This is a genomic window from Paenibacillus odorifer, from assembly GCF_000758725.1.
GTDB classification, from domain to species: Bacteria; Bacillota; Bacilli; order Paenibacillales; family Paenibacillaceae; genus Paenibacillus_AQ; species Paenibacillus_AQ odorifer.
Window position 1 is genome coordinate 1,810,113 of sequence record NZ_CP009428.1, and the last position, 25,377, is coordinate 1,835,489.

The window sequence follows — 25,377 nt, forward strand, 5'->3', positions numbered from 1 at the left end:
ACTGGTGATTAATGCTGAAGTGGATAAGAGTGAAATTTGGTGAATGGATGACTAGGCGGGATATATCAGCATGGATAAAGAGAGGGGGTAGGGCATAACGGGTGGGGGGGAGCTAAGGAAGAATAGCTAATTAGTTGTTCACCCCCGCAAAAAGAACCAGTTTTGCTTAGAACATAAAAGAAAAATTTACAGATAGTACAATTTGAAAATGATATCTTGATCATGGTTTCCGAATTTTTTTCCGAAAATCGTTGCTCCTCCTACATGCTTTGCATCTTCCTTCACTTCGATCCGAAAGGTCCAACGGTCACAAGTCGTATCTAAATCCTCAATCGAAACCTGAGACAGCGGGTCACCGTCAATGTAAGTTCCATTGTGGTTTGTAATTCTAATCGTTTTTAGCAATCCGTATTGATTGATATTGTGTGGCCACCATTCCGGTGTGAATTTACCTCTAGCATCAGCGAAATCCCCGGGGCTCGTCCAAGTCCCTAATTCCAAGCCATTCAAAGAAAAGGTGATGTCTGAAGGCCATACGTCATTAGCAAAGGGGAATTCGGAAGAAAGCTCCAAGCTAATTTCAAATTGCTGTAGGGTTTCCTCTTTTTTTAGGAAATTAGCGATATTATATTGCACATAACCTTGAGTGAACCAGAGAATCTCTGCGTCCACTCTTTTAGAATCCATGAAATACTTAGGTTCGTCTACTCTGCCGATAAACTCCTTATCCGTAGCAAGTCCGCAAGTAGGTTTCAGATCATAATCGGTATAATGACCAATCGGCACTGATGTCTCGTAGGAGGCAAAGGAGTGAAAGATTTTCTTCGGGAAGTTAATCTCAATATGATCCACCCTAAGGATTGAGATTTTTTGCATTCCTGATTTACCAGGCACCTTTTCCGTTTTTATGAGCCCTGCATCTTCTAGTTTTTTAATGTGTTTGGTAACGATAGGACTGCTTATTTTAAGTTCTTCTGCCAAATCTTTGATGTTCATCTTATTTTTGGAGAGCAACTGAATAATTTTGATGCGTACTTCACTCGCTAAAGCTTCGTAAACAACAAGAGAGGATTTGTCGATTTCCAACTGCATTTTACCCACTTCTTTCAAAGTTATTTCATATACTGTAAAGTTTATTAATCTATATATAAAGTAACATGAAAGGTAACCGAAGTAAATATAATATCGCTTTCATCTCCGAGAGATGAATCAAAAGGTTAATTAAACGAAAAAAAATTCTGTTAAGTTTATTTAAATGTTATTGACTACGCTTTCACAATGAATGTATACTAATCTCAAGTTAATCGTTTTCAAAGAAAGTGAACATGAATGGTTATCTTAACATTACAGCTGCAGGGGGAGAGAGTAATGAAAAAGAAATTTGGAGTTTTATTAGCAACGGTTCTAACATTATCGACAGTTTTGGCAGGATGCGGTGGTAAAGATGATAGTAAGACGATTACGTTCTGGACACCGCTGACCGGTGATGACGGTGCTTATATGGATCAAATTGTTAAAAACTACAATGCAACGAATCCCGAAATTAAAGTAAAACATGTTATTACGGCTGATATGTACACAAAGATTTCTACAGTTTTGGCATCTAGCAAAGGTGTTCCTGATTTAGCAATTATCCATGCTGACCGTGTTCCTGGATTTGTTAAACAAGGTGTACTGGAATCCATGCAAGATACCGTATTGCCAGCACAACCTGAACTGAAAGCTGAAAATTACTTACCACAAGCTTGGAACACTGGTAATATCGATGGAACTCAATACACAGTTCCTCTTGATATTCATAGTAACGTAATGTATTACAATAAAGATTTGCTGAAAAAGTATAATGCTGAATCTTTCTTGGATGATAACGTTGTTACTATTGATGAAATGCTTTCCTTACAAGGTAAATTGGATGAAGGCGATTACGTAGTTAATGATGCTTTGCTGGGCTGGGTTATCTTGGCTCAAATTCAAGATTTGGGCGGCGATATCCAAGTTGATGGAAAACCGGCTGTTAACACCCCTGTCTTTAAACAAGCGTTTGAAAATGTTAAGAAAATCGCCGATGCTGGCCTTATGACTCCATTTGGTGAAGACGGTTACTTGATGTTCCAATCTCAAAATGTACTTTTCTCGACAGACGGAACTTGGAGTTCTACAGCACATGCTGGGGTTGAAGGTTTGAACTTTGGCGTGACCAATGTTTATTCTCCTACTCCTGACAAATTCACCAACAGATCTTCTTCTCACTTGTTCGCTATGTTGAAAAATGATAAGAGAACAGACGAAAAAGAAGTAGGTATTGCTAACTTCTTGGAATATGTTCGTACGAATTCGATGGAATGGGCAAAAGCTGGACAAAACGTAGCTAGTAACGTAGTTAACCAAAGCCCTGAGTACAAAGACTATATGCAATCCTTCTTTACATCTGATGAAAAAGAAATCGAATCCCTTTACATTTACACATATGAATACTACCCATACATTGCGGAAGCTGTAGATACTTACTGTGCGGATATCGTTCGTGGCAACGTTGATATTGATGAGACTTTGGCAACGATGCAAAAATTTGTTGAAGATAAAATTGCGGAAAGCAGCAGTGCAGCAAAATAAAGCAAAATAGAATAGATTGTACGAAGTAATGTGCCATGTTATGGTGCATTACTTTGTGCAAAAGGAGAAATGAATTCCTATGAAAAAGAAAATCAATTGGGCACCTGCTTTCTTTGTAGGTCCGCATGTCATTTTGTTTGCTGTCTTCATTTTATTGCCAACGATTTATGGGATTTATGCTTCATTTACAAAATGGAATTTAATGAGTGATCCGGTATGGGTAGGCTTTGATAACTATAAAGCTATTCTTTTTGACGGCGGATCAACCTTTCATACTCAATTTTTCAGAGGCCTAAAAAACACATTGATTTTCGTTGCTATGTCTGTTCCGTTGCTGATTATTATTCCATTAATGGTCGCGGTGGCGTTGGAACATAAAAAAGTTAAAATGAAGAGCTTAATTCAATCTATTCTTTATATTCCTGGCTTGATTTCAATTTCTGCGGCAGCACTGATTTGGCTGTTGATCTTTAATAAGCAACTAGGGATCACTGGTAATCTGTTTGGATCACAAATTGCTTGGCCTGCAAATCAACCCTATGCGTGGATTATTATCATTGTAATTACTTTATGGGGTGGTATTGGGGGCAACATGATTATCTATCGTGCTTCCTTAAGTGGCGTGGCTCAAGAGTTATATGAATCAGCGGAGCTCGATGGTGCGGGTTCAATTAAAAGATTCACCAGTATTACCTTGCCATCTATTCGTTTTCCATTAATTTATACCTTTGTTATGACAACTGCGGGTGCCTTTAATGTATTCGGCCAACCGTTAATGATGACCGATGGTGGACCTCGACAAAGTACACACGTTCTAATGATGTATATTCGTCAATTAGCTTTCGGTAACGGTGAATCCATCGCCGGGATGGCATCAGCTATGGCAGTTTTACTGGGATTAGTTATTTTGGTGATCTCAGCACTGCAATATTATGTAATGAACCGAAATGCTTCATAGGGTTCGCAGAAACTAATTGACTAACAAGGAAATGGAAAAGGTAGGTGTACTAAAATGTCAAACCAGGCAGTAAATCCAGTTGTAAATACAACAGGCAAAATAAAAGGCTCCTCCAGTGTAAGTATTTCAAAATATATATCCTATATATTTCTAGGTATCCTATGTGTGATTTGGATCATTCCTGTTATATTCGGGATTTCCACCTCATTTAGATCACAAACGGAAGTAGTATCCTCGGGCTTTAGACTATTTCCTAAAGAGTGGGTCTTTGAGAACTACGTTACGATCCTAAACAATACTTCTACAGCTCCAATTCTACGTTGGTTAGGTAACTCATTGTTTATTGCTACATCTCACACCATTCTGGTTGTTATTGTTATTTCGATTACAGGTTTTGGTTACACCCGTATTAAGTTTAAAGGAAGAGACACATTGTTCTTTACTTTGCTGGGGATCTCCTTCTTCCCGGGTGTTGTTAACTTGATTCCTTCGTATAAAATCATTGACTCCTTTGGTTGGGTGAACACTTCCTGGGCTATGATTATCCCTGGTCTTGCGGGTATGGGTAATATCTTCTTGGTCAGACAGTTTATGAACGGTATCCCAAAAGAATTAGATGAATCGGCTAAAGTTGATGGTGCAAGTGACTTTAGAATTTTCGCGCAAATTATATTGCCGTTAGTTAAACCAATACTAATTGTTTGCGGATTGTTCTCCTTTACTGGATCTTGGAATGACTTCCTCTGGCCGGTTATCGTGTACACAGACGTAGACAAAATGCCAATTACCGCTGGTTTGCTCTTATTGCAAGACATCTACGGAAACTATCGTATGATCGGACAATTAATGGGCTCGGCAATCATGGCGATTATTCCAACATTGCTGCTATTCGTTTTTGCACAAAAATACTTCGTTCAATCCATCAACCTGAATTCGGGTATCAAAGGTTAGATCGAATGAACTTAAACTTAAATACACCTTGACTTCTTATAAGGAAGGGTGTGTTTTGGTGACCTGCAAATATAAAAAAAGAGATAAATATAGGAGTTGTCATTGTGAGAGAATTTAATGTAAAAAATCCACTAGTTGAGCAACGAGCAGATCCTTGGATCTATAAACATACTGATGGTTACTACTATTTCATAGCTTCAGTTCCAGAGTTCGATAGAATTGAGCTTCGCCGTTCTGAATCCATTCAAGGATTGGCTGAGGCTGAAGGAAAGACCATTTGGGTTAAGCATGAAACGGGTTTGATGAGTGCTAATATTTGGGCGCCAGAGATTCATTATATTGATGGAAAATGGTATGTATATTATGCAGCTGCACATACCTCTGATACGAAAGACGGTTTATTTGATCATCGCATGTTTGCGTTAGAAAACCCATCCGCAAATCCTTTAGAGGGTGAATGGGTGGAAAAGGGTCAAATAAAAACAAAATGGGAATCTTTTGCCTTGGATGCAACAACTTTTGAGCATAAAGGAGTTAGATATTACGTTTGGGCACAAAAAGATCCTGCTATCCCTGGCAATTCAAATATTTATATTTCCGAAATGGAGAACCCTTGGACACTAAAAGGTGAGCAGGTGTGCATCACTACTCCTGAATACGATTGGGAAAAAATCGGATTTTTGGTGAACGAAGGCGCGGCAATCCTTAAGCGTAATGGACGTATTTTCATGACATTCTCAGCTAGTGCAACAGATCACAACTATTGTATGGGATTATTGACTGCTGATGAGAATAGTGATTTAATGGATCCAAAATCATGGGTCAAGACACCTGAACCTGTGTTTACGACTTCTGAGGAAAATGGCCAATATGGTCCGGGACATAATAGCTTTACTGTCTCTGAGGATGGCACACAGGATATCCTTGTTTTCCATGCTAGAAGCTATAAGGAAATTGTCGGAGATCCGCTTTACGATCCGAATCGTCACGCACGTGTGCAAGTAATCCAGTGGAATGAAGATGGAACGCCAAACTTTGGTGTACCTAGACCGGATACGAAATAAAAAGGGATTTGTCGCATAAAACAACAGAGCAATGATTCTCCCAGAGGTGGAGAAACACTGCTCTGTTGTTTTTTATAAGAGTCATAGTTGTAACCCTCCTGAGGCTTAAGGACTCAGCTGACGCTATTTGCAATTTTTTAGTCATTTGAGCAAGGTTGCGGACCCCAGTGCAGCTATTCCTTTAGAAAAGGTTCATTTTTGGTGATCTTCAAGCCAATAACGACTTTAGGGTCCGTTAGGTACGCAAATTTGTGATAAAGTTGCATTTAAGGTCAACGGTGTCCGATAGTTGCTTCGGGAACGCGTAAAAGCGAGTTGATCAAGTGAGGTACTCTTATAATGGAAGATCCCGTCTTCTGAACAGCTCTACTCCCAAGGAAAAGGTGAGCACTCCGATCAACAGCAGCCAACTGGAGACCTGAATAATCTCCACGTTGCCCTGAACGATTTCCCCGGGTTGATAGAAGGAGAATAAGGTTAGGAAACGCAGTCCTTCAAGTTTGTCGCTTATTTTACCGAGTAGATCCAGAGTGAAAAATCCGAAGGCGATAGCGCCGGAAATTCCGAGTGCTTTTTTCTCGTCATTACATACAGAGGACACGAGAAAGGTAAGGCCGCCTACCGCAAAAAATAATAAAAAGGCCACGGTATTCAGCTGAGCGAAGCGACCGCTGTTAAAGTCATATTCACTGCCAAGAAACCATGCTTTACCTAATAATCCGGCGAGGGTGGTTACACCCATGATTAAGAGCAATGCTGTAGTGAGTACAAGTGCCTGCGTGGTGGCGACTTTTCTCCGTGTAGTTGGGGCTATGAGCAGATAAGCCATGGAGCCGCGATCCACGAGTCGAGCCATTAGCTGCGTTGACATTTGCACACAAACTATGGAAAGAATCAGAACTAGTATAAGTCCATAATATTCTCCGGAGATAAAAGCTTCAGCACTGGTAAATCCGCTATTTAACCCAAAGGCTTTACCCACACCCTCTGGCATCGCCTTAATAAGGTCATCAATTGCTTGTGTACTCCCCGCAATCCCTGGATAAAGCCAGATCATAAACAGAATATAGAAGGCAGAACCAAAGGCGTAATTCAATATTCCTTTCAGGTTCACTCGCATCATTTCCTTATAGAGCGGAAGATTCATTGCACTGCCCCCTCGCGGTCATAATAGTCCATGAAGATGTCCTCTAGATTCTGCGTGAATACGTCGATGCTGCGGATATTGTATTTTCCAGTTTCCCGGATGAATCGATCATAATTGCCTTGCACAGCTATGCGGACCATATTTCCCTCATGAGCTTCCACTTGTAGGCCGGAGGCGGCAAAATCCACTGCATCTTCACTATTCGCAAAAATGACCTCAAACAGCTTCCGTTGCATCGATTGTAGTTCATGAATATTTTTTACGGTGATAATCCGTCCGTCTTTAATAATTGCGGCGCGGTCACAGGTGCGTTCAATTTCCTGAAAGCTGTGTGAGGACATGAGAAAGGTAGTTCCGGCTGATTTTTCCTCCAGTACCAGATCAATAAATACCTTTTGCATGAGCGGGTCGAGACCCGAGGTAGGTTCATCCAGAATAATAACTTCAGGACTGTGCATAAAAGCAGCGACGACTCCGACCTTTTGCTTCATTCCCTTTGACATTTTTCGGATCGGAGTTGTGGCATCAAATTGCAAGCGTTCAATCAGCTGCTCGCGTTTGGTAGTATTTTTGATTCCCTGCATGGCTGACATGAATTTAAGGAAAGAAAGACCCGTCATCCCATCAAAAAAGTTAATTTCACCGGGTAAGTAGCCAATATGCTTCTGGACTGTCCCTTGTGCCTTCCATACATCAAGCCCATGGATACTCGCATGCCCTTGATCTGGTTTCATAAAACCCATGATATGCCGTATAGTTGTCGATTTACCTGCACCGTTAGGACCCAGAAATCCAAAAACCTCGCCTTTGTTTACGGTAAATGTTACATCTTCGATTCCTTTGCCATTCGAAAATCGTTTAGTTAAGCCTTCTACAACCAGCATGCCGCCACCCCCGCCGCAAAATAATGAACTAATATGAATTGAATATTTCATATGTTATATTATTCCTAGTGGTTAATGAAGTCAATATAATTATGAAATAATTGAAATGGAATATTTCATTAAATTTAAATACGCATACTTAATAACGAAGTTAGGGTGGAAGCTATGAATGGATTTGAGAAGAGAGCAGCACAGATTAAATTCAAAATTATGAAAACTACTATGGAGATGCTCAAGAGCTGGGAACCCAAACGTCTACGGATCGCAGATATTGCGAAAGAAGCAGGAGTCTCTCAGGTGACGATTTATAATTATTTTGGCAGTAAGGAAGCGCTGCTTAGTGAGTCTTTTAAGGACTTTGTTCAGAAGGAAATTCAGGAGTTTGAAGATTACATTTATCAAGAGCATTCTCTAAAGGAGATTATTGGTTACATTCTAACCATGGAAAGGCAAACTTACAGCGGTTTATCTCCCGCGACTGTGAAGGAGCTTATGGTTGAGGATCAAGAAATGTTCCGTTATATTGAGGAACGATATGCGAATGACATTTTGCCGGTGCTGGTGAAGATGGTTGAGGATGGGAAAGCACGGGGAGAAATCTCAAATAAAGTATCCACCAAAGGGATACTTTCACTAATGGGGATGTATATGCGTAATGCGGGTGAACTTCTAGACGAAGCTAGCAAACAGGAAGATATGGATGCCTTCATCGAGGAAGCCATCCATATTTTCTTCTATGGCATTTGCGGGAAAGAGTAAGGGGAGCTTGAGCTGCGTGAACATCACCCTTAATTGATCAGGTCAACAGCGGATTCCCATTCATGCCGACCCAAAGAGCGGATTGTTCAAGCTGGGCAGCAAGCTGAAGCAGCAAATCTTCACGGCCTTTGTTCGCCATGACTTGAACGCCTAGCGGCAGGCCAGTTGCTGACTTATGGACGGGCACACTCATTGCTGGCTGGCCTGTCAGATTTGCGAGCTGGGTGAACGGTGTATAGGTTAGGCTTGGCTCAAACATCTCGTAAATTAAGCGGCTCTGTTCTTCTTTTGGCAATTCGTTTACGTGCAGCAGCTTTGCTATCTCTGCAGGTTTATGCGTTAATTCACCAATTTTGGGAGCGGAGTTTGCATTCGTAGGTGTTATATATAAGTCGTAATGATTAAACAGTTCCGCCATTTGGGCGGCTGCAACGTCCCATTCATCCAGACTATGTACGAATTCGGCCGCTGAAACATTTTTTCCGGTCTCACCAAGAACCCACGTAATGATATCGACATCGTCAGCAGTTATGGAACGTCCCATATTTCTCTCCAGGGAGACGAACATGGCTGCTACCTCTCCGGCATTCATCGTATAGTAGTTCTCCATCAGTCTTGTGCCATTCACAGGACTTTCTGTTTCTTCAACCGCATGTCCTTCAGCTTCGAGCCATTTCACGGTTTTGTGAACAGCATTTACGGCCTCTTCAGAGACAGGCGTACCTACTGGGGAAGCAGTCGTAAATCCAATTCGTAGTTTACGTTGCGTAGGCTTAAACAGATCATCCAGATATACGCCCGGATATAACGGAGTCTGGAAGGCGGCTTCTGGCTGCACAACCTGCAGCAGATCTAACATAGCAGCGCTATCGCGAACGGACCGGGTTAAGGCAAAATCAATAGAAGCCCCTTGCCATTGACGGCCGACTCCGGGTCCTACTGGTGTGCGCCCGCGCGTGGGTTTAAGTCCGAATAAGCCTGTGAATGAGGCGGGAATACGGATGGACCCACCACCATCACTGGCTCCTGCTACTGGAACGATACCAGAAGCAACAGCTGCCGCGGCTCCGCCACTCGAACCTCCAGGAGAATATTCGAGATTCCAAGGATTACGAGCAGGTCCATGGAGGACATTCTCTGTAATGTTTTTTAAGCCGAACTCTGGTGTGTTCGTATGGCCAAGTGGAATGAAGCCGGCTTTCCTAATCCGTGCAACATAATTTGAATCCCACAGCGCGACATTGTTCTTCATCAGCATAGCCCCACAAGTGATGGGCTCGCCAGCGATAGATTGGGAAATATCCTTTAATAGAAACGGAACGCCAGCAAACGGCCGAGTGTTATCCTGAACAGGCATCTCGTCGGCTTCTCTAAGAGCAGCTTCCCGGCGGGTGCGCACCACCGCATTTATGACCGGATTGACCTCATCTAACCGAGCAAAGGCGGCTTCGACCAGCTCACGAGGTGAAATTTCACGTGCTTTGACAAGTGAAGCAAGTCCTAGAGCGTCATAGGTAGAGTAAGAAAAGGTCAAATTAATACCCACTTTCAATTTAGGATGATTATTATATTATACATCCCATTAGTTATTTTTTGAAAATGGGTAATCTGACATCTATCAATTCTTTTTTACGTCATATTAGGCTATACTTAGTGTTAAATGATTTTATGGGGTGTACTGATGAACGAAGAGAAATATCAGAATGTGGATGGATTAATGGAGGCTTTCCAACAATTCGCTAGAATGAACTGGCGTAAAACTACGATTTGGGGCTTGAAGCCAAGTGAGGTCCGGATGTTGGTTTCTTTAAAGCTTGGTAAAGAACGGGAAGGGAAGAAGGGACAGACGGTTTCGGAGATTAGCAAGTTTCTGAAAGTCACCTCTCCTACGGTTACCCAAATGCTCAATAGTCTGATTGCACAAGGATATGTGGTGCGTACTTCCGATGCACAGGATCGCCGAGTTAGTGAGATCACGCTTACGGAAAAAGGGGAGCATCTGGCTGAGATGGCCGTAACGAAATCCCGGAATACCTTTAAAGGTATGATTGATTACATGGGCAAAGAACAGACGGATACGTTAATGGAGCTGTTAAACGGAGTTTACGTTTACTTCGAAGAATTGAATGATCAATCAAACGAATCCTAGCCCTTCTTATCAAAAAGAGATGCCGCACAGCCTAAGCTGTTTACGGACATCTCTAATGTAAGGTTATTTGTGATTAATGTGCAGCAGGCACAGATTTTTCGAGTTTTTTACTCCCGGTTTTATCCTCTGCGTGTGCCTCCATTTTTTTCTCTCCACTACGTAATGGAATCTCTTTAAGGAACAGAACGAGCAGTGCTGCGATAACTAACAGCGCCGTACCACTTAAGAACACAACTGTCAGGGAATCGCTCAGTGCGTTCCGCAGCATCTCAATCAATTGATTGAAGAGCGGCTGGATTTGCTCTGGCAGTGTTGCATGCAATTCCTTTAGTTTAGGTTGATCTAGCAACATTTGAGGGTTCATAAATGCAGAAAGCTGTTTAGCGGATTCAGGATCGAGTTTGGATAAATCCGGACCTTTGCCTGAAGATACCGCTGCCTCTAATTTTTTCGTTAATGAGGAGTTCATAATGGTACCCATGATGGCAATACCTATGGTTCCACCTAAATTACGGAATAAAGTATTTGTAGCAGTAGCAACACCTAGCATTGAAGGAGCAACAGCATTTTGTACGGTTAGAGTAAATACGGGCATCGATAGTCCTAACCCAACCCCGAAGATAATCATGCTGACTACAGCCGTAGCAATGTTACTCATAAAGGCCATTAATATCATGGCTACAACCATGAATGGCATCCCCATTAGAGCATAACGTTTATATTTTCCTGTTTTGGAGATCCATCTTCCCACTAAAGTACTTAGTACAATCATAGTAAGTGACATTGGCATATTGATAAAACCAGATTTAGTTGGGGAGACGCCCTCTACCCCTTGCACAAAGAAGGGCAGGTAGATCATTGCGCCCATCATACCGGCATTCATCAGGAAACCGACAATCATTGAGATGGATACGATGGAGTTTTTAAATAAGGATAATGGCAATACGGGGCTCTTAGCTTTACGCTCAATCAGAATCAGGATAATCAGACCCAGAATGGAAGCCCCAAACAAGCCGAGAATCTCCGGAGAACCCCAGTCATATTTTGTTCCTGCCCATGAAAAGCCGAGCAAGAGCGCAACGATGGTCAGGGAAAGGAAAATGGAGCCTAAATAGTCAATGGACTCAGATGTAGAACGCGTTGTTTTAGGGAACATTTTCAAAATCATAAAGAAGGCCACGATACCGAAAGGCAAGAAGATCCAGAAGATCCATTTCCAAGCCATGTGATCTACCATGAATCCGCCAAGAGTAGGACCAATTACGCTGGAGAAACCAAATATCGCCATCATAATTCCAGTCCACTTGGCTCTCTCTCTTGGAGCGAACAAATCACCTACAGCGGTTACGGTAGCCGACATGAGAATCCCGCCGCCTAGACCTTGAATCCCGCGATAAGTGATCATTTGAAAAATGTTGGTCGACAATCCGGATAGGAACGCACCTATAATAAAAATGACAATCCCTGATAACAGGAAGGGCTTTCTTCCGTAAATATCGGATAACTTACCGACAAGTACGGTAGCAATGGTTGAGGTGAGCATATAGATGGTAATTACCCAGGTATAATGTTCAATGCCTCCAAGCATCGCAATAATTCGGGGCATTGCTGTGCCCACAATTGTCTGGTTGATTGCTGCGAAAAACATAGCCGCCATTAAAGCAATCATAATTGTAACTTTCTTTTTCTGAGTGAGATGCTCCAGAGCAGTTCCTCTCCTTTAACTTCTATATATTGTAGTTTGGGAATTCATGTCGTAATAATTAGGTAGCCAAACTATCATTTATGTATAATACACAAATTCATCAATTAGCACAACAGGTTAATTATTAAATTTTAATTTAAAGAGAATTTGAATTTGACTTGATTTTTTGGGAATAGGTAAGTAATCTAATTAGATTGAGGTATATTGGAGGTGCCCTATGGATACCCATGACAATCAAGAGCAGAAGCTTATCATAGCCCTTGAAAATATAAAGCGTCTGACTGCTCGCCCCTACTCGATTGATGTAGTATCGTATAGAGAGTTTGTTATGATGTACGTCATTCACACTGTAATGAAGCAAAAGAAAGCGACCGAAGGTGACAAACAGCACCGGGGAGTTATGATTTCTAAATTAAGTGACCTGCTCCAGATAAGTAGACCTACTGCCACGCAAATGGCAAATACTTTGGAGGAAAAAGGTTACGTAGTACGTACAACATCCGAGACAGATCGTCGGGTCGTATATATCTGTTTGAGTGAGCTTGGAGAGCAGATTTATAGCAGGCAGATGGCATCCTATTCCGGTATTTTGAGTGAAATCACGCAAAAGGTCGGTAAGGAAGAGATCGACCAGCTGATCTTTTTGTGCGATCGTTTTCAAGAAGCGGTGCATGAGGTCAGAAGCCGTCATTTTTTTCCACAGTCGGATGAAGAGTCATTAGTTATAGATTCAGTATAAAAAGCCCAACATCAAAAGATATTCCTGCACACCCGCGGGAACATCTTTTTTTGCATCTTAGAGCAAGGAGCGATTATCATCAGAATATTAGCAATTAGTGACATTCACGGAAGTTATGTAGAATTCAATGCACTGTTATCAAAAGTGAATTATCGCCCAGCGGAGGATAAGCTTATCTTGATGGGAGATTATGTGGATAGAGGGCTGGACAGTAAAGGAATTGTGGAGCAAGTGATGACTCTGCAGCAAGAATGTGGAGCTATAGTTCTCAAAGGAAATCACGATAAAATGGCTTGCGATGCGCTCACCGGCGAAGATGATAAATTGGATACCCATTGGCTTACTAACGGCGGATTTCATACGCTGATGAGTTATTGTGAGGCGGGCTACGAAGGTTTGCAGGAGGATTTTGGCTGGAAGGATTATATGCAGCTAAAAGAAAAAATTAGGCGGGACTATAGACATCATATAGACTTTCTAAGCACATTGCCGCTTTATCATGAGACGGAAGAACATATTTTTGTTCATGCGGGCATTAATCCATTTATTGAGGATTGGAAACAGCAGGACCCTTATGATTTTATCTGGATTAGAGAACCCTTTTATAAGAATCCGGTAGTTAGCACTAACAAAACGGTTGTTTTCGGTCATACTTCGACGATGGATCTGCATGATTCAGAAGAAATTTGGTTTAGTCCACTTGGAGATAAAATTGGCATAGATGGTGGCTGCGCATATGGCCAACGACTAAATTGCTTGGAGATTTCCGCAGGGAAATACATAACGCATTTTGTTCGGAATGGTGAGACGCTTTGAGCGTTCTCCCATTTTTTTTAGAATAGTAATGAATTAAACGTTAACTATGTATAAAATAAAGATAGGAGGGGTGCAAATAGGTGAATGCAAACAGCAAATATCATATCCTCATGCAAGGGGCCATCAGCAAGAATGTGAGCGAAACCTGTAAGGAGTTTGGCATTTCCCGGACGATCTATTATAAGTGGTCTAAAGCTTATCAACAACATGGAATGGATGGACTTGGGGAGAAGAAAAAAAAGCCGGTAATGCCTAATAAAGTAGATAAGAAAACGGAAAGATTGATTTTGCAGTACGTCGCCAGATTTCCTGAGGATGGGCCTAGACGCATCTTTTATGAACTGCAAGATGAAGGTATGCAAATAGGGGAATCGGGTATTTATAATGTACTACGTCGAAACGGACTAAATAAACGAATAGAGCGTGAAGCTTACGCCAATCAAATCAAAGCAAAGAAGAGGGATGGCGCACAATCCACTCTCACTAAAGGATTTAAAGAGAAACGGAAAACACTAGATTATAAGATGAAGAATCCGATAAATGCTCATCCCGGGTATATGTGTCAGCAGAGTATCAGCTATTTGGGAGTTTTCCCGAGGGTCGGAAAGGTATATCAATATGTAATTTATGATGCCTACTCCAGACTAGGTCTAGTTAAGCTATACAATCGTAAGTCTACCATTCATTTTATAGATTTTATGCATCTGAAAGTTCTCCCATTGATGAAGACATTAGATTTTCATATCGATAATCTGGTTACGAACAAAAGCCGTGAATTCATTACGAACTGGGACAGAGGAAAACATAAATATAGTGAATTTTTACATAAGAACAATATTAATCAAGTAGCTATAACGGTAGACCAAACAGAGATATTTCAGCCCTTGCAGCAATTTGCGGCGGTGTTGACCAAAGAATTCTACCAGCAGGCTTGGGTAGATGATACGATAGATTCTTTTGAAATTTTAGAAAAGCGCTTACATGAATACTTGAGAACCTACAACTTCAGCAGGCAAATTACAGATGGACCTAATCAAGGTAAAATACCATCGGATGTCGCACTTGCCTATACGGGACAACGAGAAACTTTGCCATTATGGTTATTTACAAGGAGATAACGGATGATGACAAACACGAAGAATAAAGACCGAATTGGGATCATCGGTGCAGGGATTTCTGGGGTTACAGCTGCTTACGAATTAGCGAAAAAAGGTTATACCCACATTACCCTCATGGAGAAGTCGGACAGAGTAGGAGGAAAGTGTCATTCTATTGAGTACAAAGGAAAAAGTTATGAAATGGGGACGCTAATCGGCCTGCCCACCTATAAACATACGATGGATTTAATGAGAGATTTTGATCTTATGGATAGGGGACCATTGTTAGAACGTGGATTTTTTGATAATAATGGGAGGAAAACTTCACAGATTCCCATGGAGCAGATAGAGGCGTTTACACAAGAATTCAAACGACTGCCGGATATTCTAAAACGCTATGAGTCTCTCCAAGAACCGGGATTTCTTCACTTACCACCAGATTTATGTCAGCCATTTTCACAGTGGTGTGCAGAGAATAAGCTGTCTGTCCTTGAACAGGTCTACATGCATTATTTTAATACTTTTGGATTCGGTAGTATCCATAATGTGCCCGCTGCATATGTGTTGAAATTTCTAAGCTATGATAATCTGTTGTCGTTTATTGAAATTACGCATATGATAACCTGGCCTAAGGGTGTTACTGAACTGATAAGACGAATGGCCGACCAAGTGAACGATCTCCGCCTGACTTGTGAAGTGCTTTTTATGGAGCAAGAACAAGATGGACAGGTTCGAGTAGAGACGAGTCAGGACATCTTTTATTTTGACAAGGTCATTTATACAGCAGCTTTAGAGCAAATGGGCGATACAGTTAGCCTGTCCAGTGAGGACAAAACCTTATTAGCGAGTATAACGTATGAATGGTTTAGGGTATATGCCTACAGAGTGAAAGGGCTGCCGGAGCTTTCTGGCTATATCCCCCGGAATATGTACCCTGAACGTAAAGGGCATATGATGGCATGGTACTATCGGTGGGCAGATATGGGAACTACGGATCTAGTTACGGTTTATGTAGCAGAGAATGAAGCTATGACTGATCTGGAAATGCGAGAGACGGTAGAAAATAAACTTCGCGAGCTGGGCGGAGAGAGCATTCGACTGTATATGATGAAGCGTTGGAAGCATTTCCCTCATGTGGATTCTGATGCGCTACATGAGGGGTTTTATGAACGGGTTGATCAGATGCAGGGGAACAACAATATCTATTTAGCTGGAGAAATCATGAACTTCCCTACACTTGAGAATTGTATTGTATATGCGAAACACTTGGTTGAACGATTCTTTTAAATAATAGTAAAGAGGAACCTTGTCCACAAAGAAATTTGTCGACAAGGTTTTTTTTACATTCAAGTTAGGTTTGCAGTATATAGTTCTGTAGACATGCATTCTAATAGATTGCTCAGAAGAAAGGTAGAAACTTTGGCGAATCCTAGTGCTATGGTTGTGTAAACTCAACTTGAAATGAAACTAAAAAAACACTGATAAATCAACGTTTTAAGCGATTTGATCGTTCAAAGAGGGATGTACTATATTGGACCTGAGACACAGATTATATACACCAAACTACAAGGAGGAGTAAAAAATGTTTTTATTCGAATCGATTCCCTGGTACTCTGCGCTAATGTGGTTAGTAGTACTAGCAGGATTAATGTTTGTAAATGAAATCGCACGGAAGAGCAAGTGGTTCTCAATCATTCTGTTTATAGTTGTCCCTATTGTTCTTACCATAGCGGTCTGGCCGAATACGGCAGGCGAAGGCTCTAGTACCGGAACATGGTTTCACTGGGTAAAAGTATATTCTGCTTTGGCAGGATGTATAGGGTTTATGGCTATCCGTTATGTTAAAGGATGGGACAAAAATAAATATATATTAATGTTCCCGGCTATTATCCTTGCAGTTAACATTCTTGAAGCAGTTATTCGTGATTTCCAAGTGTACAGCTTGCAAGGTATGGTGGATGGCGTAATGATGGTAGGTGGTCCTTGGAACATTATGAACGGGATCGCAGGTATTCTGAACATTATTACGATTTCTGGTTGGATGGGAATTGTGATCAGTAAAGATAAGAGTAAAGATATGTTGTGGCCTGACCAGCTTTGGTTCTGGATCATTGCTTATGACATTTGGAACTTTGCCTATGTATATAATGCAGTTTCTGACCATTCCTTCTATGCAGGTGCAGCATTGTTGATTTCTTGTACCATCCCGGCGTTCTTCTTCAAAAAAGGGGCATGGCTGCAGCATCGTGCACAGACTTTGGCGATTTGGATGATGTTTACGATGTCATTCCCGGCGTTTGTTGGCGAGTCAAAGTTCTCTGTACAATCCTCTCATAGTGAAACCGCTCTGTGGGTAGTAAGTGCATTATCTTTAGCTGCTAATATTGCAGTGTTTGGTTATCATTTCTATAAAATTATCAAGCATAAACGCAATCCGCTTAAAGAGGAAGTTTATACGGATTTAGCTGCTTATAAGGCTATTGCAGAGGGTGCGAATTAATAGAAATAATATAATAATGAAAGAGGTTCCTCCAGCTTAAAGGGTGGAACTTCTTTTTGTGAGTAATTAAAGTTCTAATTATCAGAGCTCCATATCCGCCTGATGTTGCTGCGCGCGAAACTCTTTCCTTTTTATACAAAGCAAAAGACAGGTCAGTAATAACACACATAATAAAGTTGCCGTATACGTGAAATTGCTATTCCAAAACACTATCTGAATATTCATTAATGAGTGAACGCCGATCACGAAAAATAGATTTTTGGTTAAGATATAGAGTAGAGCGAATATAACTCCTAGAATTAGAAGCATGATAAAATCATAAACAAACTCCATTCCAACTAATCCTGAGTAAATCCGGTTTGGGATATGTATGGCAGCAAAGATCGATTGTGAAATCAGCATTGCCGTGATCATCCGTGTAGTCTTGTTGTTGATTTTTTTTAAGCATAAATAGATTTGAACGAGCAGGAAGCCGCGAAATAAGATTTCTTCCAATAAAGCATTTCCGAAGATTTGACCTAGAATTTCACCGAAAACTAAATTTGAATGACTGAAGATATTATTGTTAAGCGTTAGCTCTGAGTGATTCAAGTGTACCATACACAAATCTACTATATTTATAGCGAGCCAAAACAGAAAGGTGCCCAGCAGTCCAGCTCGTAATTTTTCTATTTTTAACCCAAAATCCCGGGGCGAAACTTTAGCTATCAGAATCAAAAAAATAATTACTTCTAAGAGAAGCCCAACTAGATTGGCGGCTAACGTTTCATTGATCCAGTAGTTTGTGTTTTTGGCGATAAAACTTAAATATCCATGCTCAAAAAGGATAAGATTAACCGCAAGAGTAAAGATAATATGAATAAAAATCAGGTTCGCTATAAAAAGGTAGTGTGTAGGCTTTGCTTCAAAAATCGATGATGGATTGAACTCCTTGGAGTGAAGCATCAACGGCAGTCCTCCTGAATACAAAATATTCCAAATTAACCTTAGATTTCACTATATCCTTTTTGAGGCCAAGTTTACTGTTACAAAAATCATGTGTTATTCTTCACATTCGCCCATCCCCAGATTGACAGAAGCAAGGGCACTGGCTATACTTGAAATGTTAAAATGCAAATCGGACAAATCGTTGATGAAAATGAAGTACACCGGAGGATGGCTTGGTCAGAGAAAAGGTTCCTTTACGAAACGTTTCGTAATGGCTGTGAGAACCTTGAAGACAGGCCGGTGGAAAGCTAATTTCGGAGTGTGAGATCAATGCTCACCGGGGGCGCCCGTTATCAGCCGCGACAAGGCGATCGTCTGCAATTGTCCCATGAGTGGGGTCAAGGCGATAACCAGGGTGGTACCGCGATATTAATCGTCCCTGAATTATTCAGGGGCGTTTTTTTGTTTTTATTTTTTAGGTATTTTGTAATTTCCGGTGTAAATGCCGAAGTAAAAAGATGAGACGGGAGCTGTAAATTATGAAAGCAAGTGAAATTCGTTCCAAATGGCTTAAGTTTTTTGAAAGTAAAGGTCACAAGATTGAACCAAGCGCGTCCCTCGTTCCTCACAACGATCCTTCGCTTCTGTGGATCAATGCGGGTATGGCACCTTTGAAAGTGTACTTCGATGGCCGGGAGGTTCCAGAAAATCCGCGCCTGACCAACTCACAAAAATGTATTCGTACCAATGATATTGAGAATGTGGGTAAGACACGCCGTCACCATACGTTTTTCGAGATGCTGGGTAACTTCTCCATCGGTGATTATTTCAAAGAAGAAGCTATCACATGGGCTTGGGAGTTCCTAACCGGCAAAGAGTGGATCGGCTTTGACCCGGAACGTATTTCCGTAACGGTGTACGCAGAGGATGAAGAGGCATTTAAGCTGTGGAATGAAAAGGTTGGCCTGCCTGCTGAACGCATCATTAAGCTGGGCGACGAAAATTTCTGGGATATTGGCGAAGGCCCATGCGGTCCTTGCTCGGAAATCTTTTATGACCGCGGAGAAGCTTACGGCAGTGATATGAGCGATCCGGAAATGTATCCAGGCGGAGAAAATGAACGTTGGCTGGAAGTATGGAACTTGGTGTTCTCACAATTTAACCATAACAAGGATGGCAGCTATACGCCGCTTCCGAATAAAAACATTGATACAGGTGCTGGTTTGGAGCGTTTTGCATCCATTCTACAGGATGTAGATTCCAACTTCGACACTGATTTGTTCCAACCTATTATTCAAAAGACAGCACAACTCGCGGGTGTAACTTATAAAGATAACGTTGAGCAGGATATCGCGCTTAAAGTAATCGCTGACCATGTGCGTACCGTTACTTTTGCAGTAGGGGATGGAGTACTTCCTTCTAATGAAGGACGCGGTTATATTATCCGCCGTTTGCTTCGCCGTGCTGTTCGGTACGGAAAGACCTTGGGTCTGGATCGTCCATTCCTGTATGAGCTGACTGAAACCGTTGGCGAAATTATGGGTGTCTACTATCCATCCGTTGTGGACAACCGCGAATATATCGCAAAGATTATTCGTACTGAAGAAGAACGTTTCCACGAAACATTGTCTGACGGATTGGCTATTTTGGGTGAGATCAGTGCTAAAGCAAAAGCAGAGGGTCTCAGCAATATTGCTGGAGCCGATGCATTTAAGTTATATGATACTTATGGATTCCCATTTGACTTGACCGAAGATTTCGCAGCGGAGCAAGGATTAACTGTAGACCGTGAAGGTTTTGATGCGGCTATGCAGGAGCAACGTGACCGTGCAAGAGCTGCACGTCATGATGGCGGCAGCATGAAGATTCAGGGAGGCGCACTAGCAGACCTGACGGTTAAAAGTGAATTTGTTGGATATAATGACTCGGTAACAGAGTCGAAAATCCTGGCTATTGTTGTGGGTGATGAATTGGTAGATGTCGCCGGCGAAGGCGCAGAATGCCAAGTTATTCTTGAAGCAACACCGTTCTATGCTGAGAGCGGCGGACAAGTAAGTGACACCGGTGTGCTTACTGGGAGTTCAGTTACGGCTAAGGTAAAAGGACTCTTTAAAGCGCCGCACGGCCAACACGTACATTTGGTAACTGTGGAAGCGGGAGAATTGAAAGTGGGCGAATCCGTTCGCGCGGAAGTGGATCGTGCAGAGCGTGAAGATATCGTGAAGAACCACACAGCTACCCATTTATTGCACAAAGCGCTTAAAGAAGTTCTTGGCGGGCATGTTAATCAAGCGGGATCTTTAGTGGAAGGTGCTCGTTTGCGGTTTGACTTCTCCCATTTTGGAGCGATTACTCCAGAAGAACTGAGCGATATCGAACATCGCGTAAATGCACAAATCTGGCGCGGTCTAGATGTAGTGATTGAGAACAAGCCGATTGATGAAGCTAAAGCAATGGGAGCAATGGCGCTCTTTGGTGAAAAATACGGTAATATCGTCCGTGTCGTTCAAGTGGGCGATTACAGTCTTGAGCTTTGCGGTGGTTGTCATGTATCCAACACGTCGCAAATCGGAATTTTCAAGCTGCTTAGCGAAAGTGGCATTGGATCCGGAGTGCGCCGCATCGAGGCAGTTACCGGACGTTACGCTTACCAGTTCACTGAAAGCCAGCTAGATTTGCTCAAACAATCAGCAGGCCTTCTCAAGTCTTCTCTGAATGACGTTCCGAAACGGATCGAAGCGCTGCATAACCAGGTGCGTGAGCTTTCAAGTGAGAATGAATCTCTGCAATCCAAGCTGAGCGCTACTTTTGCTGCTGAACTTACAAGCAGTGTGAAGACAGTTGGCGCAGGTACGCAGCTCCTGGCTGTTGCTGTTCAAGCAGGCAATATGGATGCTTTGCGTTCTACAGCGGATGAATTGAAATCCAAGCTTCCGGATGCAGTGCTTGTATTAGGTGCGGCGATGGATGATAAGGTGAACTTTGTAGTATCTGTACCGCAAGACCTTGTGAAGAAAGGTTTCCACGCTGGTAAACTCGTTAAAGAAATCGCAGCGGTTTGCGGCGGCGGCGGTGGCGGGCGTCCAGATATGGCGCAAGCCGGCGGTAAAGATGCTTCTAAGCTAAACGAAGCATTGGCAAAGGCTGAAGAATTGGTAGCTTCCTTAGCCTAAGTTAAAATTACGAAACCATTTCTCTAACTAAACGTATTACGAGAAAACATAGCGGTACTGAGAGTTTGATATCAGTACCGCTACTCTTTATTAGCAGGATGTTAGATTATTCATGAAGAATTGTGCTTGACAATAGCTTAAAAGCCAAAAATATCATAATTTTTGTAGAGAAAATGCCAAAAAAAGCGTTAATAACGGGCAGGATTTCCTCGTTGGGGCATGAATATGTTATGATAAAGGAAGCAAGCGAGCTGCACAGTAGCAACTTTGCGAAGCCGTCCCAAAAGGCGATTTTGCAGAAGGAAGGTGTCACAAATGGACTCCATGGACAAAACGGTCAAATTCAATGTGAAGGGCGACGAAAAGGAAGCTTCTCCCCAGGAAATATTGCTAGCAGTATACGATGCACTGGTGGAGAAAGAGTATCATCCGATCAATCAGATCGTAGGGTATCTTCTTTCCGGAGATCCGGCTTACATTCCGCGCCATAACAATGCGAGAAGTTTGGTCCGGAGAAAAGAACGTGATGAGCTGATTGAAGAGCTGGTTAGATTCTATCTCGTCAATCACAGGGTGGACAATCCGAAATGAAGAAAAAGTTAGGTTTAGATTACGGCGACCGTAGAATCGGTGTAGCCACAAGCGATGTTTTTGGCTGGACGGCACAAGCTCTTGAAACGATTGAGCGCCGAGGTACGGGTAATGAGTTCGAACGCATTCGTGAACTTGTTGCAGAGCACGAAATTGGAGAGATTGTAGTTGGTCTGCCGAAGAATATGAACGGCTCAGTAGGACCCCGGGGCGAAATCTGTATTGAATTCGCTGATAAGCTACGGGAAGAGTTAGAAATGCCCGTACACCTTTGGGATGAGCGTCTGACGACGGTATCCGCAGAGCGGGTGCTGATTGAAGGGGACGTCAGCCGGAAGAAACGCAAGGGGATTGTGGATAAAATGGCTGCAGCCCTGATTTTGCAAAATTTTTTGGATGCTAACAGTAAAAGGTGAGGGGTGCGAGGATATGACAAACGAACAGATTGGCCAAGAGGAAGAACCGGAAATTATCTATATTCCCGATGAGGAAGGTAATGAAGAGGAATTCGAGGTCATTATGAAGTTTGAGGTTGATGGCTCGGACGCTAAGTATATGATGGTGGTTCCGCTAGACTCCGAGGACGAGGAAACCGATGAGGTATACGCGTTCCGTTATGTGGAAGAAGGCGACGATCTTCAATTGTTCATGATCGATAATGATGAGGAATGGGCGATTGTCGAAGAGACTTTCAACACACTGGTCGACGAGTTGGACGGAGGATCGGAGAATGACTGAGATATCCGCTGATCAAGCGGTGTGGACTTCACGGCTTAAAGAAGCATACGGAGAAACTGTAGAACTGGAAGATGAGCAAGGCAAATCTTCCATTTACGATATTATCGCCGAATTTGAAGTCGGTGATCGCGGATATGCGGTGCTGAAAGGCTCTGGCAAAGACGTGGAGTATGAAATCCTGCGTATCGTTATCTCTTCTGACGGACTTCCGGAATTGGAGAGCATTATGGACGATGAAGAGTGGGAAGACATCTCTGAGCTATACGATGAGATGACTTTTCCAGCAGATGGCGCTGAATAAATCTTAAACATGTACGTTACATTTATGATGGGCACGGAAGAGGGCGGAGAATTCCGCGCTCTTTTTGCTTGAAATGCGAGCAATATCCTGTATAAACATCAATTTAAGGAAATATATATTGAATTCTAGGCAATACACTTTTATACTTTATAGTCGGAAAGTGAGGAACCAGACTTGAAATCCGCAATCCGTACTGTGTTAATCATTATTCTTTTGCTGGCAGCAGCAGGAGGTGGGGGAGCATGGTACATTTGGAACGGGATGCAGCCGGTAGAGCCTGCAGGTCCTGCTGTAACATTTACGATAGAGAAGGGCATGGGAAGTGCGGAGATTGCTGATCTGCTTGAGCAGAATGGCATTATCCGTAAGAGTCTTTTTTTTAAGGGATATTTGAAATGGACTAAAGAAGGTTCTAGCTTCAAAGCAGGTACTTATATCGCTAAGCCGGGTGACAGCTATGATGAACTCATTGCGAGATTAAATGCAGGTGATGTAGTTAAGGAAGAAACTGTGGTCTTTACCATCCCCGAAGGATATACTGCTGAGCAGATCGCTAAGAAGCTCGCTGAAGCTTGGAATCAGGATGCGGCTACTTTTCTTGAAATTATGGATACTGGTGCAGGTTTGAAGGGGATTGATATTCTGGGTATCCCGCAGGATAAGAATCTTCGCCACCGTCTTGAAGGATATTTATTTCCCGAAACCTATGAACTGGCCAAGGATAGCACGCCCCAGGAAGTTGTAGAAGCACTTTTGGATCAGTTCCAGAAGAAGCTGGATACGATTCCCGACTGGCAGCAAAAGCTAGAAACGCGTGGATTGTCTCTGCATGAACTGTTAACCGTAGCCTCGCTGGTAGAGCGGGAAGTTGTGGTGGATAGTGAACGTCCGCTTGTGGCTGGGGTTATTTATAACCGCCTAAAGAAAGAACAGAAGCTGGAGATTGACGCTACCGTTCAATATTTACTCAATAAGCAGAAGGAAAGACTTTTGTATAAAGATTTAGAAGTTGATAATCCATATAATACGTATAAGAATATTGGACTTCCTCCGGGACCTATTAGTAATCCGGGGCTGGAGTCCATTCAGGCGGCACTCGAACCAGAAGCTTCTGAATATTATTTCTATGTGACCAAAAAAGATGGTACACAGGGCCATTTGTTTGCTAAGACCTACAAGGAACATTTAGCCAATATCGAAAAAAGCAAGCAAGAATCGAAGTAAACTATTAAAATGAAGAGTGGTGCGGTTGAAATAACTGTACAAGTAGGAGGTACAACATGACTAACAAACCGGAATTGCTGGTGACGGCAGCGTCCTTAGAGGAAGCTGCTGCTCTGCTGGATGCCGGAGCAGATGCGCTGCTCATTGGGGATGACCGTTTCGGGATGCGGCTTGCTGGACATTTCTCTCTGGAGGATACAGCGACTGTCGTAGAAATGGCGCATTCGCGAGGCTGCAAAGTGTATGCAAGCTTGGGTGGGCTGATGTCTAACCGTCTGCTGGATGAGCTTCCTGACTATGTGAAGGCTTTAGGTGAGCTTGGCATTGATGGTGTTGAATTCGGGGATCCAGCTGTGTTAACCACAGTGAAGAAAGAAGCGCCAGTAATGAAGCTGCACTGGAATGCGGAAATGACTTCCACCAACTATGCGACCGCGAATTATTGGGGACGCAAGGGGGCTTCTCGTGTCGTGCTGGCCCGTGAGCTGAATATGGATGAAATGACGGAAATGGTTCCGCTTTTGGAGATTGAGGCACAGGTGCAGGTTCATGGAATGACTAATATATACCATTCCAAGCGGAAGCTTGTTGAAAGCTATATGTCACATCAAGGCCGTCCTAGTGATGGAGGAAGTCTCGGGAAGGAACGCGGACTATTTCTGATTGAGGAAGAACGAGATGACCAGAAATTCCCGATTTATGAAGACGAGAACGGCACTCATATTATGAGCTCGGATGATATTTGTATTTTGGAGGATCTGCATATTCTGATGGCTGCAGGTATACACAGCCTTAAGATTGAGGGACTCTTGAAATCGATAGCGTATAATGTGACGGTTGTGAAGACTTATCGTAAAGCTATAGATCTTTATGCGGCTGATCCGGAAGGTTATGCCTTCGATGAGGAATGGATGGATGTAATCAGAACGGTGCAGGACCCTGAACGGGAGTTAAGCTTCGGATTTTTCTATAAAGAGCAAGTATATTAAGTTTGACAAAAATAAAGAGGTTATAGGTCCCCACGAAGATTAGGACAGCATT

At 42.5% G+C, this 25,377-nt stretch carries 25 protein-coding genes; 19 read left to right on the plus strand and 6 right to left on the minus strand.

Features of this window, described 5'->3' with window-relative positions; all coding sequences use genetic code 11:
* Positions 1–186: 186 nt before the first annotated feature.
* The gene (locus tag PODO_RS07645; RefSeq protein ID WP_036675644.1) at positions 187–1,092 is read right to left on the minus strand and encodes an ArsR/SmtB family transcription factor; all 906 of its coding nucleotides are present in this window, start codon (positions 1,090–1,092) and stop codon (positions 187–189) included.
* Positions 1,093–1,368: 276 nt separating this feature from the next.
* Between PODO_RS07645 and PODO_RS07650 the strand changes: the two genes are divergently transcribed.
* The 4 genes from PODO_RS07650 (at position 1,369) to PODO_RS07665 (ending at position 5,586) form a co-directional block, all read left to right on the plus strand.
* Positions 1,369–2,613, plus strand: a complete 1,245-nt coding sequence (locus PODO_RS07650) for an extracellular solute-binding protein (RefSeq protein WP_036675642.1) — start codon at positions 1,369–1,371, stop codon at positions 2,611–2,613.
* A gap of 79 nt (positions 2,614–2,692) precedes the next feature.
* A complete protein-coding gene (locus tag PODO_RS07655; protein WP_038569498.1) occupies positions 2,693–3,571 on the plus strand; it encodes a carbohydrate ABC transporter permease in 879 nt (292 codons plus the stop codon).
* A 54-nt stretch (positions 3,572–3,625) separates the two neighbouring features.
* Positions 3,626–4,522 carry a carbohydrate ABC transporter permease gene (locus PODO_RS07660; protein ID WP_036675639.1) on the plus strand — a complete coding sequence of 299 codons (897 nt, stop codon included), beginning with the start codon at positions 3,626–3,628 and terminating at the stop codon, positions 4,520–4,522.
* A gap of 104 nt (positions 4,523–4,626) precedes the next feature.
* Complete coding sequence (locus tag PODO_RS07665) at positions 4,627–5,586, plus strand: glycoside hydrolase family 43 protein (protein WP_038569499.1); 960 nt, start codon at positions 4,627–4,629, stop codon at positions 5,584–5,586.
* 334 nt (positions 5,587–5,920) lie between these two features.
* On the opposite strand, the gene PODO_RS07670 is transcribed toward PODO_RS07665, so the two are convergent.
* Both PODO_RS07670 and PODO_RS07675 read right to left on the minus strand, forming a co-directional pair.
* Positions 5,921–6,733 (minus strand): ABC transporter permease subunit, encoded by an 813-nt coding sequence (locus tag PODO_RS07670; protein WP_036675636.1) that lies wholly within the window; start codon positions 6,731–6,733, stop codon positions 5,921–5,923.
* Complete coding sequence (locus tag PODO_RS07675; RefSeq protein ID WP_038569501.1) at positions 6,730–7,617, minus strand: ABC transporter ATP-binding protein; 888 nt, start codon at positions 7,615–7,617, stop codon at positions 6,730–6,732. Before PODO_RS07675 ends, PODO_RS07670 begins: the two co-directional genes overlap by 4 nt.
* A gap of 165 nt (positions 7,618–7,782) precedes the next feature.
* Here PODO_RS07675 and PODO_RS07680 point away from each other — a divergent pair, with 165 nt between their 5' ends.
* On the plus strand, positions 7,783–8,376 hold the full coding sequence (locus PODO_RS07680) for a TetR/AcrR family transcriptional regulator (RefSeq protein ID WP_036675633.1): 594 nt from the start codon (positions 7,783–7,785) through the stop codon (positions 8,374–8,376).
* A gap of 37 nt (positions 8,377–8,413) precedes the next feature.
* Here the strand turns inward: PODO_RS07680 and PODO_RS07685 are convergent, their stop codons facing one another.
* Positions 8,414–9,916, minus strand: a complete 1,503-nt coding sequence (locus PODO_RS07685; protein WP_038574260.1) for an amidase — start codon at positions 9,914–9,916, stop codon at positions 8,414–8,416.
* Between the two features lie 141 nt (positions 9,917–10,057).
* Between PODO_RS07685 and PODO_RS07690 the strand changes: the two genes are divergently transcribed.
* Positions 10,058–10,525, plus strand: a complete 468-nt coding sequence (locus PODO_RS07690; RefSeq protein ID WP_036675630.1) for a MarR family winged helix-turn-helix transcriptional regulator — start codon at positions 10,058–10,060, stop codon at positions 10,523–10,525.
* A gap of 73 nt (positions 10,526–10,598) precedes the next feature.
* Here the strand turns inward: PODO_RS07690 and PODO_RS07695 are convergent, their stop codons facing one another.
* Entirely contained in the window at positions 10,599–12,230 is a 1,632-nt protein-coding gene (locus PODO_RS07695; RefSeq protein WP_036675626.1) for an MDR family MFS transporter, read from the minus strand.
* A 217-nt stretch (positions 12,231–12,447) separates the two neighbouring features.
* On the opposite strand from PODO_RS07695, the gene PODO_RS29925 reads away from it, so the two are divergent.
* The 5 genes from PODO_RS29925 to PODO_RS07720 all read left to right on the plus strand — a co-directional run bounded on the left by PODO_RS29925 (position 12,448) and on the right by PODO_RS07720 (position 17,382).
* Positions 12,448–12,969, plus strand: a complete 522-nt coding sequence (locus PODO_RS29925; protein WP_052096877.1) for a MarR family winged helix-turn-helix transcriptional regulator — start codon at positions 12,448–12,450, stop codon at positions 12,967–12,969.
* An 84-nt stretch (positions 12,970–13,053) separates the two neighbouring features.
* Positions 13,054–13,785 carry a metallophosphoesterase family protein gene (locus PODO_RS07705; RefSeq protein WP_305953537.1) on the plus strand — a complete coding sequence of 244 codons (732 nt, stop codon included), beginning with the start codon at positions 13,054–13,056 and terminating at the stop codon, positions 13,783–13,785.
* Between the two features lie 80 nt (positions 13,786–13,865).
* Positions 13,866–14,903, plus strand: coding sequence for a helix-turn-helix domain-containing protein (locus tag PODO_RS07710; RefSeq protein WP_036675621.1), 1,038 nt, complete (start codon positions 13,866–13,868; stop codon positions 14,901–14,903).
* 3 nt (positions 14,904–14,906) lie between these two features.
* The gene (locus PODO_RS07715) at positions 14,907–16,169 is read left to right on the plus strand and encodes an FAD-dependent oxidoreductase (RefSeq protein WP_080742436.1); all 1,263 of its coding nucleotides are present in this window, start codon (positions 14,907–14,909) and stop codon (positions 16,167–16,169) included.
* 295 nt (positions 16,170–16,464) lie between these two features.
* Entirely contained in the window at positions 16,465–17,382 is a 918-nt protein-coding gene (locus PODO_RS07720; protein WP_036675614.1) for a DUF5692 family protein, read from the plus strand.
* Positions 17,383–17,463: 81 nt separating this feature from the next.
* Here PODO_RS07720 and PODO_RS07725 read toward each other — a convergent pair whose 3' ends face one another.
* Positions 17,464–18,327: a CPBP family intramembrane glutamic endopeptidase gene (locus tag PODO_RS07725; RefSeq protein ID WP_038569504.1), complete on the minus strand. Its 864-nt coding sequence runs from the start codon at positions 18,325–18,327 to the stop codon at positions 17,464–17,466.
* Between the two features lie 124 nt (positions 18,328–18,451).
* Between PODO_RS07725 and PODO_RS31675 the strand changes: the two genes are divergently transcribed.
* The 8 genes from PODO_RS31675 (at position 18,452) to PODO_RS07765 (ending at position 25,325) form a co-directional block, all read left to right on the plus strand.
* Positions 18,452–18,634, plus strand: coding sequence for a hypothetical protein (locus PODO_RS31675; protein WP_141240290.1), 183 nt, complete (start codon positions 18,452–18,454; stop codon positions 18,632–18,634).
* A gap of 214 nt (positions 18,635–18,848) precedes the next feature.
* Positions 18,849–21,482: an alanine--tRNA ligase gene (gene alaS, locus PODO_RS07735; RefSeq protein ID WP_038569505.1), complete on the plus strand. Its 2,634-nt coding sequence runs from the start codon at positions 18,849–18,851 to the stop codon at positions 21,480–21,482.
* Positions 21,483–21,797: 315 nt separating this feature from the next.
* The gene (locus PODO_RS07740) at positions 21,798–22,073 is read left to right on the plus strand and encodes an IreB family regulatory phosphoprotein (RefSeq protein WP_036675601.1); all 276 of its coding nucleotides are present in this window, start codon (positions 21,798–21,800) and stop codon (positions 22,071–22,073) included.
* On the plus strand, positions 22,070–22,489 hold the full coding sequence (gene ruvX, locus PODO_RS07745) for a Holliday junction resolvase RuvX (protein WP_036675598.1): 420 nt from the start codon (positions 22,070–22,072) through the stop codon (positions 22,487–22,489). The genes PODO_RS07740 and ruvX overlap by 4 nt, the downstream gene beginning before the upstream one ends.
* Positions 22,490–22,502: 13 nt before the next feature.
* A complete protein-coding gene (locus tag PODO_RS07750) occupies positions 22,503–22,811 on the plus strand; it encodes a DUF1292 domain-containing protein (protein WP_038569507.1) in 309 nt (102 codons plus the stop codon).
* A complete protein-coding gene (locus PODO_RS07755; protein WP_036675591.1) occupies positions 22,804–23,112 on the plus strand; it encodes a DUF1292 domain-containing protein in 309 nt (102 codons plus the stop codon). Before PODO_RS07750 ends, PODO_RS07755 begins: the two co-directional genes overlap by 8 nt.
* A gap of 174 nt (positions 23,113–23,286) precedes the next feature.
* Positions 23,287–24,336, plus strand: coding sequence for an endolytic transglycosylase MltG (gene mltG / locus PODO_RS07760; RefSeq protein ID WP_235219365.1), 1,050 nt, complete (start codon positions 23,287–23,289; stop codon positions 24,334–24,336).
* Positions 24,337–24,392: 56 nt separating this feature from the next.
* Positions 24,393–25,325 (plus strand): peptidase U32 family protein, encoded by a 933-nt coding sequence (locus PODO_RS07765; RefSeq protein ID WP_038569509.1) that lies wholly within the window; start codon positions 24,393–24,395, stop codon positions 25,323–25,325.
* The last annotated feature ends 52 nt before the right edge of the window (positions 25,326–25,377 follow it).